The sequence below is a fragment of the Burkholderia cepacia genome (assembly GCF_001718835.1).
In the GTDB taxonomy this organism is placed as follows: domain Bacteria; phylum Pseudomonadota; class Gammaproteobacteria; order Burkholderiales; family Burkholderiaceae; genus Burkholderia; species Burkholderia cepacia_F.
Window position 1 is genome coordinate 456,479 of sequence record NZ_CP013442.1, and the last position, 14,732, is coordinate 471,210.

Genomic DNA, 14,732 nt, shown 5'->3' on the forward strand with positions numbered 1-14,732 from the left:
CGGTTCTCCGGTGGGGACGGGATTCAGTAGCGGGTTCACAACCTCAGTGTCGTGACGTGGGCGGCGTGGGCGGCGTGGGCGGCACACCCGGCCGGCCGCGCACGTGCAGCGCACGCCGCGCGGGAAACATCGCGACGGACGCGACCGTGCACTCGCGCCGCACGTCGCCCGTCGGCGCGACCTCGATCGGCGGCTCGCCGAGCAGCGCGAGACAGGCCGCCGCATCCGCGTCGTCCGGCAGGCGCGCGAGCCCCGCGCGGCAGGCGTCCAGCCGGCGCAGCGACGACGTGCGCGCGAACGGGTTCAGCGCGTCGCCGGCCGCGAAGGCTGGATGCAGGAAGTGATTCGCGTGCGCATGCTCGGCGCCTTCGATCACGACGAGGTCGTCAGGCAGGGTCTCGACCGTCACGACGCGCCGCGCGTCGGCGATCGTCAGCGCGCGCGAGCTGGCGCGCGGCAGCCGGCGCAGCGTGTCCACGCATTCGTCGACGCTCGCGCAGGTGTCGAGCAGATGGCGGATCGCCAGGTAGCCGGGAATGCCGGGCCGCCATGCGCCGCCGAGCACGAGGTTCAGGCCGATCGCGACGCCGTGGCCGTTGATCCCCAGATAGCCGAGCAGCCCGGTGAAGCTGACGAGCGCGACGTGCGCGCCCGCGTCGGGCGCGATCTCCAGCACGCTCAGCTCGCCCGCCATGTCGCCGTTCAGGTCGATGGTCTGCGCGACCACCGCCTGCCCGTTCGCATGCCGCGCGAAGGTCGTGCAGTCGCCGCGCGCGGGCATCCGCTGGAAGCCCGTCAACTCGCGGCGCAGCTGCAGCAGGTACGCATCCTCGAGCATAATGCCCGCGCCTTCCGCGAGCCCGTGCACCTCTTCCGCGAGATCGGGCAGCGCGCGCTCGATCACGCGCGCATGGCTCGCGACGAGCGGCGCGAACTCGCGCAGCCGCGCGTGGGTGACGAGCGGCGCGAGCCGCGCGATGCGATCGGTCAGGAACCGGCCGATCGCGTCGCGCAGCGCCGCGCCGTGCCGGCGGCCGATCTCGCGGCGGCTGCCCGCGAGCCGCACGCGGCGCGCCGGGTCGACGTCGGCGTCGATCGCGAACGGCGCGTCGTGCGGCGCGCGCGCCGCCGGCTCAACGAAAGCGGGTTGCACGGACATCGGGCCACTCCGCCTTGAGGATGCTGTAGTAGATCGCGTCGCGACGGCGGCCGCCCGGCATGACGTTGAAGCTGCGCATCACGCCTTCCTCGGTCGCGCCGATCGCCTTCAGCCCCGCGCGCGCCCGCGCGTTCAGCACGTCGGTCTTGAACTCGACGCGCTCGCAGCCCAGCTCGCCGAACGCGTAGTCGAGCAGCAGCCCTTTCGTCGCGCGGTTCACGCGGGTGCCGCGATACGGCGCGCCGAGCCACGACCAGCCGATCTCGATGCGGCAGTCGGCCGGCGCGAGGTTGCCGAACGCGGCCGTGCCCGCGAAGCGGCCGCTCGCCTTGTCGATGATCGCGAACACGATCCGCGTGCCCGCGAGCGAATCGGCGATCGCGCGCTCGAGAAACGCGACGAGGCTCGGCTCGTCGTGCACGACCGACACCATGTAGGTCCAACTGTCCGGGTCGTAGGCGATCTGCGCGAAGCCGGCCTTGTCGTCGATGCCGATGCGGCGCAGCTTCACGACGTCGTTCTCGAGCGTCGCGTTCAGGAGGTTCGGAATGTTCCAGCTCATCAGTGGTCCTTTATGCGTGTACTTTGGCGGCCAGCAGGTTGACGATGTCGCGGCCGGTGCGCAGCTTTGCGAGATCGTCCTCGCCGAATTCGGTGAGCGGCACGCGCGCGGTGTCGCACACGCCGCTCAGCAGCACGATCAGTTCGAGCGACGCGAGGCCGAAGTCGAACGTCAGGTCGTCGTCGAGCGGCAGCGTCGCCGCGTCGGACGCGGGCCGCCCCGCTACTTCGCACAGGTGGCGCCGCACGATGGATTCGATGTCGGTCACGCTTGCCCTCCATAAAGTCGCTCGATTTCGTTGTTGAACGCGCTGAAGATTGCGTTGCGCTTCGGCTTGAACTGCGACGTGACGAAGCGCGTCTCGCCGCCGAACGGCCGCGGCGCGATGAACGCCTTCACGATCCGCTCGTGCGGCGCGAGCGTCGCGTTGAGTTCCGCGAGATGCGCATGGATCGCCGCATGGTCGGCGCGCGCGTCCTGCGGCGAGATCACCGCGACGAGGAACGGCCGGCCCGCGCCGTACAGCACGCATTCCTCGACGCCGACGTGCGCCTTGACCTGCTCCTCCAGCTTGCGCGTATGCACGTTCTTGCCGTTCGCGAGCACGATCAGGTCGTCCGCGCGGCCGAGGATGTACAGGTAGCCGTCGTCGTCGAAGCGCGCGAGATCGCCGGTGCGCACCTCGCCCGTCGGCAGGAAGATCCGCTCGCTCGCGCCGGGCTCGCTGTACAGGTATTGCGTGTTGACCGGCTCGTCCGCGCCGACGATCAGCACGCCGTCGTCGTCGATCCGCGCGCGCTTGCCCGGGATCAGCCGGCCGACGCTGCCCGTGCGCGCCGCGCCCGGATGGTTCTTGGTCACGATGCAGGTCTCGTTCATCCCGTAGCCTTCGAAGATCGGCACGCCCGCTTCGTCGAAGAAGCGCAGCGTCTGCGGGTTCGCCGGCGCGGAGCCCGTCCACAGGTAGCGGATGCGCGGGCCGAGCAGCGCGTCGATCCGCCGCCTGCGCGCGTCGAGGCCGGTGTCGTCCGGCGGCGTGGCGCGCTCGATGCGCTTCTTGATGCCGTCGTAGAAGCCCGGCACGCCCATCACGACCGTCGGCGGCTGCTCGCGGATCGCCTCGAGCGCGAACTCGAACGGCGCGACGGTCGCGTCGTGCCCGTAGGTCAGCGCCGAATAGATCCAGTAGCGCTGCTGCAGCAGCGACAGCGGCAGGAACACCAGCACGTCGTCGCCGTCGCCGTGCGCGTAGAGCTGCTGGACCGCCGCGAGCGACGCGTCGATGCTGCCCGCGCGCGCCGCGAGCCCCTTCGGCTCGCCGGAGCTGCCGGACGTGAACTTGATCGTCGTGACGTCGTCGCGCGCATACGCGGCGGATTCGAACGGCGGCGCGACCGGATCGACGTCGCGCCCGTTACGTCCATCGCGGCAGGCGCGCACGTGCGCATCGACGAGCGCGCGCAGGTCGCGCGCCGGATCGAACGACGTGGCGCCGTCCGCATAGACGGCGTCGAGCGCGTACCGGTCGACGAACGCCTGGTCGGGCCGGAACTTGCCGAACTCGAAGCCGGCCGTCACGATCCCCGCCTTCAGCGCGGCGAGATCGAGCAGCACCCACGCGAGCCCGTTGCGCGCGACGACTCCGATGCGCGCACCGGGCGCGAGGCCCCCCGCGCGCAACGCGTGCGCGAGCCGCGCCGCCTGCGCGTCGAGCTGCGCGTGCGTGAGCACGATGCGCCCGCCCTGCTGGAAGAACGTGACGCGATGCGTCGCGCGCTTGCCGCCGTTCGCGGCGACGGTATTGACGACGCTTGCCGTGGACGACGTCACAGTGCGCCCTCCGCGGCCGTCGCGCGCAGTGCATCGGCCGCGTTCGGCAGCACGTCGCCCGCGAGGTCGAGATAGGTGCCCGCGTCGAATCCGTTGACGGTGAGCCGGTGCGCATCCGGCGTCATCAGGTAGTTGACCAGCGCGGTGTACAGCGCTTCGAGCCACAGCGTGCGGCGGCGCACGCGCAGCATGTCCTCGGTCGAGTATTCGTCGCCTTCCGCGCGCACGACGCGCACGTCGTAGAAGCCGCGATAGCGCCGGCCCGCGATGTTCAGCGGCGGGCGCGACATGTCCGGGCCCGGCACGCGGATCGAGTACTTGACGCGCGCGCGGTTGTGCGCGGCGCGGTGCATGTCCGAATGCGACGAGATGTCGGGCACGAGCGGCGGGTAGTACCAGTGGCGCGACGCGCGGATCAGCGGCCGCTCAAAGTTGCCCGGGATGAAGTGCCAGCGGTTGAACTGCATGCGCTTTTGCACCGAGGTCGCGATCATCGTGCTCTCCGGCTCGCCGAAGCGCGCGATCGTCCGGTGCGACACGTAGGCGGTGAAGAAGCTCGCCGGCGTGAGCGCGTGGATCGTGTCGAGCAGCGTCGTCTCGTCGTACGCGACGAGCTGGCCGATGTCGCGCAGCGAGCTCGACATCCCGTAGTCCGAGCCGGTCGCGAGCACCGCCGATGCGACGGTCTTCTCGATCAGGTATTCGATCCAGCTCGTGACGGCCGTGCTGCCCGCGTCGCAGCGCACGCCCGCGACGTCGCGCGCGATCGCGGCGTTCGCGAGCAGCGCCATCGCGACGTATTCGGGCGGCGAGAATTCGCCGCGCGGCGACACGAACTGGCGGAAGTCGTCGCCGAATTCGCGATACCACTGGTCGTGCGCCTCGGTCGACGCACTCGAATGCAGGATCCGTTCCGTCTTCTGGAAGTTGAGCCCGTAGATCCACCGGTAGCGCAGCCACGGCTTGCCGATCGCGCACAGCGTCTGCTCGCGGATCTTCCGCGCGCGCTCGAACAGGTCGAGCCCTTGCGGCACCGCGACCTCGCACCCGGCGTCCGTATAGGCGGCCGCGAGCCGGTCGAGCCGGCCGACGAGGTCCTGCGCGCTCAGCAGCGCGCCGTTGAATTCCTCGAAGCGCACCGAGCGGCCCGACAGGAACAGCGCGTGCAGCGCCGCGACGATCAGCACGTCGTCGTCGCTCCAGGCCGGGTACGGCTGGTCGCGCAGCCCGGGCAGATGGCCTTTGCCGCCCTTGCTGTCGATCAGGTTCGTGTAGCGGTCGATCAGCGCGAAGAAGCGGTCGCCGACGTAGAAGCACACCGATTCGACGTGCTCGACGTGATCGATGACTTCCTCCAGCACGCGCGGCAGCTGGCCTTCCGCATGCACGCGATCCATCGCGACGCGCACCTCGGCGAAGCTGCGGCGCTCGATCGCGCGCCACGCGGCGACGCCCGCGTCGATCTCGGCGAGCACGCCGGCGCCGACGGTCACGGTGCCGAGATCGACCCAGCTGTCGTGTGCGTCGTAGGCGACCTTCGGCGCCGCTGCCGGCCGGATGTGCAGGCGCCCGAGCGAGTTCACGTAGAGCGCGAGCGTCGCGGCGCCGCCGGTGTCCTCTGGCGTATCGGCCGGCGCATCCGCGTCGATGAGCAGTTCACGATGGCGCTGCAGCACGTCGAGCGCGGCGCGTTCGTAGGCGCCGAGCGCCAGGCGCGCCTGCTCGAGCGGATAGATGCCGCCGTGCGTGACCGCGTGCCGCGCTACCTCGCCGGCCGGGCGGCCCGCATGCGTGCCGCCGCGCAGGTACGCGGTCATGTCGAACCCGTACAGGCTGTGCGATTCGCGGTCCTGCGTCGGCATGTGTGCTCTGGGGTCCATCGTCAACCTCTCTTCAGGCAAGGAAACTCGATCAAATGACGCGCTCGTCGGACCTGCCGGAGAGCACGCCTGCCGGGGTACGTCGTTTCGACGGGGTGAAGCGAGGCGAACGACCGATTCGTTCGGACATGGCGGCAACCGCACCGGACCATTCGCTGGAGTGAGATTTCAGCGCGCGACGTGCGGCGCGACAACTACCAAAGTTAGGAGCTACAACTGTCTGCGCATCGCATGCGACGCTCGTACAGCGCGCATGCGATGCGGCGGCGCGTGCACGGCGTCGGGGAAGGTGCCGCTTCGGCACGGTCAGCGGAAAAGGCGCGCGCGAAGAATCAGCTCAGCAGCCCGAGCATCGCCGCGCGCACCACGGCGGAGGTCTTGTTCGCGGCCTTGAGCTTCGCCACCGCGTTCTTGACGTGGAAGTTGACGGTATCGACGGAGATCACCAGGATCGTCGAGATCTCTCCCGACGTCTTGCCGTCGGCCGCCCATTTGAGGACTTCGACCTCGCGATCGGTGAGGCAGCGCTCGGTGTCGGGCGCGAGCTTCGGCAGCAGCTTGCCGGTCATCGCAAGATGCGCGGTGCTGACGAGCCAACGCATCTTGAACTCGTTCTGCTCGAGTTCCGCCGGCGTGATCGGCCCGCTGGAACGCGCGAGCGTCAGCATGCCGGATACGCCGCAACTGTCGAATGCCGATTGCGTCCAGCCGTGCCGCAACCCGTGCGCCTGCGCCTCGCGCCAAAGCTGCGGCGTGGCGGCGAAGCATGCGTCGCTCCAGACGATCGGCGCCTGGGAGCGGCGCGCATGCTTCACGGTCGGATCGATGTCGACGTAGCACGCCTCCCGATAGCGCTTCTGCCACGCCTCCGGATAGTTGTCGAGCATATGGATCCTCGGCCGCGACACCGGCCACGGCATGCGCAGGCCGTACGCGCAGTACTCGTAGCCGAGACTGCGCGCCGCGTGCTCGATCCAGCCGTAGACCTCCCGTTCGGAACCGGCCTGCTCCAGTCCGGCCAACAGTGCTTCAACCCAGTTTGTCATCTTGGCTCCTGATCGCGTCTCCGGTCGTGCCGGCGCGTCATGCGCGGAGCCGGCGCGTCGCACGGGCACTGCGGCCCGGCCGACGCACGCGGTCCCGGACGGGGTCGCCGTCCGGCCACCATCGAGAAAGGCACACCGGGGACTTTGGTTCGATGGTGGGACTGCTCGATTTGCAACGACGATGAAATTTCGCTTCGATGCGGCGGAATCGGACCAGCTGCCATCCCGTGATCGGCGATCCGGCGATGTTCCGTCACGTTTTACGAATTATTTTAAAAGAACGACGAGAACTGTTTTGATTTCCGCCATCAAAAAAATGGATTTCGTATTGGAATTGAATACCGAATTAGACTCAAATTACATTTTTGCAGAATTCGCATGCTCCGCGAGCATGCAATAGGCCAAAGCGCGGCCTGGAAGCGTGCATTCTCGCAGTTCTCCACGAATAATCCTCGAAATCATTTCGATAATCAAAAAAATGCGAGCAAGTGCGGATTACCGGAATTTTGTCAAGACGCGGATACCGATAACCCGTTTAAAACAGGGTTATCCAGAGAAGCGAGCCCAATTAGTGCTTCGACCATAATATCGGCGTAAATCATCCGATCAGCCCCGGACGATAATCGCTCCGTATTCGGATTCAATCCGCGCCTGTCACGCACCGCGCCCGCCCGGGCCTCGACGAAAACCGTACAGCGCCGTCCGTCACGCAGATAAGCATGTGACAGGATGTTCTTGGACACCCCCGGCGCCGCTCAATAACATACCGCTCGTACTGTTTCCTTGCCCTTTCCCTGTTCAACGCAACCCGACGGGGCGCGCCGCACGCCAGACCATGACGAATGCCGTATCCACCACCCCGCCGCGCGTGCGACGCTCGCAGCACGAGCGCAGCGCGTCCGCCCGCTTCGCGCTGATCAGCGCCACGCTCGATTGCCTGATGGAAATCGGCATCGCGCAGACGTCCATCACCGAGATCTGCAAGCGCGCCGGCCTGTCGCGCGGCGCGCTGCTGCACCACTTTCCGCACAAGAACGAGTTGCTGGTCGCGTCGTACATGGCGTGGCTCGAAGGCAAGCTCGCGACGCTGGAGGCGCGCCTCCAGCCGGCGGCCAGCGTGCGCGCCGAAGTGGCGGCGTGGCGTGCGCAGATGAAGGAGACGTTTTCGATGACCCAGGAGTTCTACTGGGCGCTGCGCAACGACCGCGACCTGCGCGAGCGCTTCAACGCCGCGCTGCTCACGCATCCGGTCGGCGACGATGCGAGCAACCACCTGCCGCGCACCCGCATCGACGCGTCGCGCTCGCCCGAGCTCACGCGCTACGTGATCGCGTGCTTCATCCGCGGGCTGTGTTTCCAGGAGCTGTTCGTGCGCGACCAGGCGATTCCCGATCGCGCGTTCGAGCATTTCGTCGACATGCTCGGCGCGTTCCTCGACCAGCCGGGCGCCGATCCTGCATGAGTTTCTTCCACGGCTGATTGCCACCCGTTCCCGGCCTGCCGGAATCCACCTGAAATATCGCACTCCTATCGATGAAGACAAGAGCATTCCGCATGCGCATGCTTTCCGCCCTGCTGCTGGGCACGGGAACGCTTGCCCTGTCCGTCGCGCACGCGGCCGACGACGCCCCGACCACGACGCCCGCCGCGCCGAAGCCGCCCGCGCAGGGCCACGAGCCCGCCGACGGCAAGGTCCACAGCCTCGCGACCGTGACCGTCAACGGCAAGCGCCAGCATGCGCCGCAAGTGTCGAGCGGCGCGCTCGGCACGCGCTCCGACCTCGAAACGCCGTTTTCCACGCGCGTCGTGAAGCAGCAGGAACTCGAGGACCGCCAGGTCAAGGCGCTCGGCAAGGTCTTTGCGGAAGACGCGGCCGTCCTGTCGCTGGGCGACACCTATTCGTTCAACGCGTATTCGATCAACGTGCGCGGCATCGCGCTCGACGACTACAACGGCTACAAGATCAACGGCCTGCCGTTCTACATGACGACGGTGGAGCTGCCGGTCGAGTCGTTCGAGTCGATCCAGCTCCTCAAGGGCGCGTCCGGCTTCATGTACGGCTTCGGCGCGCCGGGCGGCATCATCAACTTCGTCACGAAGAAGCCGACCGATACCTTCACGTTCAGCGCCGATGCCGGCTACAGCTCGGACGGCGTGTTCAGCGAGCACATCGACACCGGCGGGCGCTTCGGCCCCGACCGCCGGCTCGGCTACCGCTTCAACATCACGCACGAGCAGGGCGGCACCTACAGCGGCTCGTCGGTGCTGCGCAATTCCGAATCGCTGTCGCTCGACGCGCGGCTCACGAACGCGCTCACGTGGACCTTCGACGGCATCTACCAGTCGCGCAAGGTCGCGGGCGGCATCCAGGATCTCACGCTCGACGCGTACAAGGGCGCGAGCCTGCCGCGCGCGCCGAGCGGCCGCACCAACCTGTCGGCCTACGACGATACGTGGTTCAACTCGAACGTCTATTTCCTCGGCACCGGCCTGCACTGGCAGATCGATCCGGTCTGGAAGGCCAGCGTCGACTACAGCCACAGCAAGGACGAACGCAGCTACTCGGGCCAGTGGCTCGGCCTGCTCAATCCGCAGGGCGACTTCGATACGTTCCTCAACCGCGCGCGCGGCTCGTCGATCTACGACCAGGTGCAGGCGACGGTCGAAGGCAGGTTCTCCACCGGCCCGATCGCCCATCAGGTCGTGGCCGGCGTCGCCGAGCAATGGCTCAGCAAGAAGACCGTGCCGAAGTCGCTGTATACGGACATCGGCTCGAACAACCTGTATGGGCCGATCACGACGCATACGTGGAACGGCACCTACGACTACGGCCTGCAGTACGACAACTTCAGTTCGCAGCAGAAATCGGTGTTCGCGAGCGACACGCTCAGCTTCCTCAAGTACTGGTCGTTCCTCGCCGGCATCCGCTACACGAACTACCACCAGTCGTCGCGAACCAGGCCGGGCGCCGCGAGCGCGACCTACACGTACACGCCGATCACGCCCACGCTCGCGCTGATGTTCCGTCCGCGCAGCGACCTGCTGTTCTACGCGAGCTACGTGGAAGCGCTCGAAGACGGCGGCACCGTCGGCCAGACCTACGTGAACGCGAACGAAGTGCTCAACCCGATGAAAAGCAAGCAGTACGAAGTCGGCGTGAAATTCGACGGCGCGAAGGTCGGCGCATCAGCCGCGCTGTTCCGGATCGAACGCGGCGCCGAGTACGGCAACGCGCAGAACGTCTACGTGTCGAACGGCTCCGAACGCATCCAGGGTCTCGAGCTGAACGCGCGCGTGGACCTGCCGGCCGGCTTGCGGGTCACGGCCGGCGCGTCGTGGACCGCGGGCACCTATACCGAGACCGAAGCCGATCTCGTCGGCAAGCGCATCGAAGGCATTCCGCGCTGGCAGGGCGTGCTGCAGGTCAGCGACCGGATTCCGGGCCTGCCCGGCGTAACGGCCAGCGCCGAGGCGCACTATTTCGGCGCGATGATGGCCGACAGCTTCAACCAGTACACGCTGCCGAGCTACACGCTGTTCAATGCGGGCGTCAACTACCGGACGACAGTCGGCGGTCACGGCGTCACGTTGCGCGCCGAAGTCGACAATCTGTTCAATCGCCGCTACTGGGGCTTCCTGCAGTCCGGCTACCTCTTCGTCGGCGCGCCGCGCACGGTCGCGCTGAACGCGAGGTTCGATCTGTGAGCGCGCTGCGTCGCGCCGCGGCGGTCGCGGCGCTGTGTGCCGCAGCCGCGGCCACGGGCGCGCCTGTCGTGCGAGCGGCCGCCGGTGCGCCCGTCGTCGCCGCACCGCACTGGCAAACCGTGCTGTCCGCCTTCGACGACGTGCCGCCCGGCCCGGCGTTCGCGCGCTTGCCGTGGGCCGACGCCGAGCCGCCGCGCGACGGCACGCTCACGCTCGCGAACTATGACGCGTTCTCCACCTACGATTCGCTCAATCCGTTCCTGCTCCGCGGCAACCCGGCGCCCGACCTGCTGAACCTGATGTTCGAAACGCTGATGCAGCGCAGCCTCGACGACGTCGACACGCAATACCCGCTGCTCGCCGATCGCGTCGCGCTCGCGCCGGACGGTCGCTCCGCCACCTTCCACCTGAACCCGGCGGCGCGCTTCTCCGACGGCACGTCCGTCACCGCCGACGACGTGCGCGATTCGTTCGAACGTCTCACGAGCCCCGCCGCGTCGCCTGTCTACAGCAGCCGCTATGCGCCGATCCGCGCGGCGATCGTCGTCGACGCGCGGACGGTGCGTTTCGAATTCCGCACGCCCGGCCGCCGCGCCGCCCTCGCCGCCGGCGATCTCTACGTGTTCTCGCGCAACTGGGCGCGCGCACCCGGCGGCGCGACGCTGACCTTCGATCAGCTCGCGACGGTGCCGCCGATTGCGAGCGGCCCGTACCGGATCGCGTCGCACGCGAGCAACCGCGACATCGTCTACCGGCGCGATCCGCGCTACTGGGGCGCGGACCTGCCGGTGCGGCGCGGCATGTTCAATTTCTCGACGGTGCGCTTCCGGCTCTACAGCGATCCGTATGCGCCGTTGCAGGCGTTTCGCGCCGGCGAGATCGACGCGATGTTCGAAGGCAGCGCCGGGCAATGGACGCGCAGCTATGCCGGCCCCGCGTTCGCGAACCGCACGCTCTTCAAGCGCGAATTCCCCGAGCACGGCATCAGCGACATGCAGGGCCTCGTCTTCAACCTGCGTCGCGCGAAGTTCCGCGACCGGCGCGTGCGCGAAGCGATCGGCCTGGCGCTCGACTACGCGTGGATCAACCGCAACATGTTCTACGGCCAGTACACGCGCACCCGCAGCTATTTCGACGACAGCGAATTCGCGGCGACCGGCGCGCCCGGCGCGGACGAGCGCGCGCTGCTCGAACCGTTGCGTGACACGGTGCCGGCCAGCGTGTTCGGCCCGCTGCCGTCGCCGCCCGATACGTCGGGCCCGGGCGGCCTGCGCCGCAACCTCGCGGCCGCCGAGGCGCTGCTCGCCGACGCCGGCTGGCAGTATCGCGACAGCGTGCTGCGCGACGCCGGCGGCGCGCCGTTCACGCTCGAATTGCTCGACGACGGCTCCGGCATGGAACGCATCCTGCTGATCGTCGTGCGCAACCTGCGCCTGCTGGGCATCGACGCGCGGCTGCGCATCATGGACCAGACCGTCGTCAACGAACGGCTCAAGCGCTTCGACTTCGACATGACCACGGTCGGCTACCGCGCGGCCAGCCTGCCGGGCGCGGAGCTCGAACGGCGCTTCGGCAGCCGCGCGGCGCGCACGCCCGGGTCGGAGAACTACGCGGGCGTCGCGTCGCCGGCCGTGGACGCGCTGGTCGCAGCCGTGCAGCACGCACGCGGCAAACGCGAGCTGACCGCGGCGGCGCGCGCGCTGGACCGCGTGCTGCTGGGCGAGCACGTGATGGTGCCCGAGTGGCACATCACGCATGCGCGGATCGCGTGGAACCGGCGCATCGCGCCGCCCGCGCGCACGCCCCACCAATATCGCTGGGCCGACTGGGTGATCGGCTGGTGGCATGCCAGCCCCGATGCCGCCGGCCCGGCGGCGCACGAGGAGAATGCACGATGATCGCGTACATCGGCCGCCGGCTGTTCCTGATGATCCCCACGCTGCTCGGCGTGCTGACCGTCACCTTCGTCGTCATGCAGTTCGTGCCCGGCGGCCCCGTCGAGCAGGTGATGGCGCGGCTGCAACACGCGTCGCCGCATGGCGAGGGCGGCGGCAACGCCGATGGCGGCTATCACGGCAACGAAGGCGTCGATCCGGCGCAGATCGCCGCGATCCGCCATGCGTTCGGCTTCGACGCGCCGCCGCTCACGCGCTACGTGCGGATGCTGTCGCGCTACGCACGGCTCGACCTCGGCCAGTCGTTCTTCCAGCACCGTTCCGTGTGGGCGCTCATCTGCAGCAAGCTGCCCGTCACGATCGCGCTCGGCAGCGCGACGCTCGCGCTCACGTACCTGATCTCGGTGCCGCTCGGCATCGCCAAGGCGCTGCGCCGCGGCTCGGCGTTCGATCTCGCGACGAGCGCCGCGCTGCTCGCGGGCTACGCGATTCCCGGCTTCGTGCTCGGCGTGCTGCTGCTGATGCTCCTCAGCGGCGACCGGTTCCTGCACCTGTTTCCGCTCGGCGGCCTCGCGTCGGACGGTTACGACCAGTTGCCGTTCGCCGAGCGCGTGCTCGACCGCCTGTGGCACCTCGTGCTGCCGGTGACGGCATCGGTCGCGAGCAACCTTGCGGTGGTCGTCATGCTGACGCGCAACGCGCTTCTCGACGAGCTTGCGCGGCAGTACGTGCTGACCGCCCGTGCGAAGGGCGCGTCCCGCCGCCGCGTGGTGTGGCGGCACGTGCTGCGCAACGCGCTGATTCCGATCGCCACCGGTTTTCCCGCTGCGTTCGTGGCCGCCTTCGTCGGCGGCAGCGTGCTGATCGAAACGCTCTTCTCGCTCGACGGCGTCGGGCGGCTCTCGTACGACGCGATCGTCGGCCGGGATTATCCGGTCGTGCTCGGCTCGCTGTTCGTCTTCACCGCCGTGAGCCTGCTCGCGAAGCTGGCCGGCGATCTCATGTATGCGCTGATCGATCCGCGCATTCACTTTGGCGGCGATGCGCGATGAAACCGTCCACTTCGATGACAGCCGTTTCCCCTGCTCACCCGGACGTTGCGGGCGCGATCGCGCTCCCGCAGGCGGACGCGCCCGCCCGCGCCGCCGGCATCCTGCGGCGCTTTCGCCGTCACAAGGTTGGCTTCGCGAGCCTGGTCGTCTTCGCGATCCTGTTTGCCTCGAGTCTCCTTGCCAGCTGCCTCGCCAACGACCGGCCGCTCGTCGCCCGCTACGACGGGCGCTGGCTCTTCCCGGCGCTGCACGCGTATGCCGACCGGCAATTCGGCGGCGCGCTGCCGACCGAGGCCGACTACCTGGACCCGTTCATCCGCGACCAGTTCGCGCGGCCCGGCAACTTCGCGCTCTATGCGCCGGACCACTATCGCTACGACACGGTCGCCTATCATGCGGCGCGGCCGTTCCCGGCGCCGCCTTCCGCCGAGAACTGGCTCGGCACCGACGCATTCGGCCGCGACGTGTTCGCCCGCGCGCTGTACGGCTTTCGAAGCTCGATCCTGTTCGCCGCCGCGCTCACGCTGTCGGGCGCGCTCGTCGGCGTGCTCGCGGGCGCGGTGCTCGGCTATCACGCGGGGCGCGTCGATCTGGTCGGGCAACGCCTGATCGAGATCTGGAATGCGCTGCCCGACCTCTATCTGCTGATCATCCTGTCGTCGATTTTCGAGCCGAGCCTGCCGCTGCTGTTCGCGCTGCTCGCCGCGTTCGGCTGGATCACGCTGTCCGACTATGTGCGCGGCGAGTTCCTGCGACAGCGCTCGCTCGACTACGTGCGCGCCGCGCGCACGCTCGGGCTGTCCGACTGGCAGATCATGCGGCGGCACATCCTGCCGAACAGCCTCACGCCCGTGATCACCTATCTGCCGTTCCGGATGAGCGCCGCGATCGTCGCGCTCACGAGCCTGGATTTTCTCGGGATGGGCGTGCCGCCGCCCGCGCCGAGCCTCGGCGAACTGCTCGCCGAAGGGAAGGCGCATCTGGACGCGTGGTGGATTTCGGCGACGGCGATCGGCGTGCTGGTGGTGACGTTGCTGTTGCTGACCTTCATCGGCGACGCGTTGCGCGAGGTGTTCGCGAAGCGCGAGCAGGCGGGCGTTGGGGCGGGTGATTTATGATGCTATGCCCTATCCGGAATGTTGCCCTCGATGACCTACACGTACACACTGACGGACCATGCGGACGAACACATTCGCAAGCAGATCGTCGAGCCGCTGGTTCGGTTCAACGAAGCCCAGGCCGGCCCCAGCCACTATCGCCCGCTGGTCGTCGTGCTGAACGATGCGGAAGACAAGGTTGTCGGCGGGATGTGGGGGGCCACGGGTTATGGCTGGCTGTTCACCCAGTTGCTCGTCGTGCCGGAAAGCGCGCGCGGTCGGGGCGTGGGCACACGTCTCATGCAACTGGCCGAACAGGAGGCGATTGCGCGCGGGTGCCACAGCGCATGGCTCGATACGCACGAATTTCAGGCGCGGCCGTTTTACGAAAGGCTCGGGTATGTCTGCTTCGGTGAATTGCCGGATTATCCCGTTGGGCATTCGCGGATTTTTCTGAGGAAGAAGCTGGGGGGCTGACTGCTGTATGGATGTTTCCCTCCGACGCG

General features: G+C 68.2%; 12 protein-coding genes. 6 read left to right on the forward strand and 6 right to left on the reverse strand.

The features are described 5' to 3' along the window. Positions 1–43: 43 nt before the first annotated feature. From WT26_RS01780 to WT26_RS01805, 6 genes are all read right to left on the reverse strand, one after another. Positions 44–1,159 carry a C45 family autoproteolytic acyltransferase/hydolase gene (locus tag WT26_RS01780; protein ID WP_069269568.1) on the reverse strand — a complete coding sequence of 372 codons (1,116 nt, stop codon included), beginning with the start codon at positions 1,157–1,159 and terminating at the stop codon, positions 44–46. Then, the gene (locus WT26_RS01785) at positions 1,134–1,721 is read right to left on the reverse strand and encodes a GNAT family N-acetyltransferase (RefSeq protein ID WP_069269569.1); all 588 of its coding nucleotides are present in this window, start codon (positions 1,719–1,721) and stop codon (positions 1,134–1,136) included. Before WT26_RS01785 ends, WT26_RS01780 begins: the two co-directional genes overlap by 26 nt. 10 nt (positions 1,722–1,731) lie before the next feature. Then, the gene (locus WT26_RS01790; protein WP_059591118.1) at positions 1,732–1,989 is read right to left on the reverse strand and encodes a hypothetical protein; all 258 of its coding nucleotides are present in this window, start codon (positions 1,987–1,989) and stop codon (positions 1,732–1,734) included. Further along, positions 1,986–3,551 carry an AMP-binding protein gene (locus tag WT26_RS01795; RefSeq protein ID WP_069269570.1) on the reverse strand — a complete coding sequence of 522 codons (1,566 nt, stop codon included), beginning with the start codon at positions 3,549–3,551 and terminating at the stop codon, positions 1,986–1,988. Before WT26_RS01795 ends, WT26_RS01790 begins: the two co-directional genes overlap by 4 nt. Then, entirely contained in the window at positions 3,548–5,413 is a 1,866-nt protein-coding gene (locus WT26_RS01800; RefSeq protein WP_231130428.1) for a hypothetical protein, read from the reverse strand. Before WT26_RS01800 ends, WT26_RS01795 begins: the two co-directional genes overlap by 4 nt. A gap of 350 nt (positions 5,414–5,763) precedes the next feature. Further along, a complete protein-coding gene (locus WT26_RS01805) occupies positions 5,764–6,477 on the reverse strand; it encodes an autoinducer binding domain-containing protein (protein ID WP_059715837.1) in 714 nt (237 codons plus the stop codon). An 835-nt stretch (positions 6,478–7,312) separates the two neighbouring features. On the opposite strand from WT26_RS01805, the gene WT26_RS01810 reads away from it, so the two are divergent. The 6 genes from WT26_RS01810 to WT26_RS01835 all read left to right on the forward strand — a co-directional run bounded on the left by WT26_RS01810 (position 7,313) and on the right by WT26_RS01835 (position 14,703). Next, positions 7,313–7,939 (forward strand): TetR/AcrR family transcriptional regulator, encoded by a 627-nt coding sequence (locus tag WT26_RS01810; RefSeq protein ID WP_059885132.1) that lies wholly within the window; start codon positions 7,313–7,315, stop codon positions 7,937–7,939. Positions 7,940–8,031: 92 nt separating this feature from the next. Beyond that, positions 8,032–10,182 (forward strand): TonB-dependent siderophore receptor, encoded by a 2,151-nt coding sequence (locus tag WT26_RS01815; RefSeq protein ID WP_230461527.1) that lies wholly within the window; start codon positions 8,032–8,034, stop codon positions 10,180–10,182. Continuing rightward, complete coding sequence (locus tag WT26_RS01820) at positions 10,179–12,080, forward strand: extracellular solute-binding protein (RefSeq protein WP_069269572.1); 1,902 nt, start codon at positions 10,179–10,181, stop codon at positions 12,078–12,080. The genes WT26_RS01815 and WT26_RS01820 overlap by 4 nt, the downstream gene beginning before the upstream one ends. Next, positions 12,077–13,129 (forward strand): ABC transporter permease subunit, encoded by a 1,053-nt coding sequence (locus WT26_RS01825; protein WP_059957151.1) that lies wholly within the window; start codon positions 12,077–12,079, stop codon positions 13,127–13,129. Before WT26_RS01820 ends, WT26_RS01825 begins: the two co-directional genes overlap by 4 nt. Positions 13,130–13,143: 14 nt before the next feature. Next, positions 13,144–14,247: an ABC transporter permease gene (locus WT26_RS01830; protein ID WP_088506758.1), complete on the forward strand. Its 1,104-nt coding sequence runs from the start codon at positions 13,144–13,146 to the stop codon at positions 14,245–14,247. Between the two features lie 30 nt (positions 14,248–14,277). Further along, a complete protein-coding gene (locus WT26_RS01835) occupies positions 14,278–14,703 on the forward strand; it encodes a GNAT family N-acetyltransferase (protein WP_060137998.1) in 426 nt (141 codons plus the stop codon). Positions 14,704–14,732 lie beyond the last annotated feature (29 nt).

What these genes read in the sequence shown, in the direction of transcription:
- WT26_RS01780 (WP_069269568.1), bottom strand. Translation starts at nt 1,159, where the DNA reads ATGTCCGTGCAACCCGCTTTCGTTGAGCCGGCGGCGCGCGCGCCGCAC.
- WT26_RS01785 (WP_069269569.1), bottom strand. Translation starts at nt 1,721, where the DNA reads ATGAGCTGGAACATTCCGAACCTCCTGAACGCGACGCTCGAGAACGAC.
- WT26_RS01800 (WP_231130428.1), bottom strand. Translation starts at nt 5,413, where the DNA reads ATGCCGACGCAGGACCGCGAATCGCACAGCCTGTACGGGTTCGACATG.
- WT26_RS01805 (WP_059715837.1), bottom strand. Translation starts at nt 6,477, where the DNA reads ATGACAAACTGGGTTGAAGCACTGTTGGCCGGACTGGAGCAGGCCGGT.
- WT26_RS01810 (WP_059885132.1), top strand. Translation starts at nt 7,313, where the DNA reads ATGACGAATGCCGTATCCACCACCCCGCCGCGCGTGCGACGCTCGCAG.
- WT26_RS01815 (WP_230461527.1), top strand. Translation starts at nt 8,032, where the DNA reads ATGCGCATGCTTTCCGCCCTGCTGCTGGGCACGGGAACGCTTGCCCTG.
- WT26_RS01825 (WP_059957151.1), top strand. Translation starts at nt 12,077, where the DNA reads ATGATCGCGTACATCGGCCGCCGGCTGTTCCTGATGATCCCCACGCTG.
- WT26_RS01830 (WP_088506758.1), top strand. Translation starts at nt 13,144, where the DNA reads ATGACAGCCGTTTCCCCTGCTCACCCGGACGTTGCGGGCGCGATCGCG.
- WT26_RS01835 (WP_060137998.1), top strand. Translation starts at nt 14,278, where the DNA reads ATGACCTACACGTACACACTGACGGACCATGCGGACGAACACATTCGC.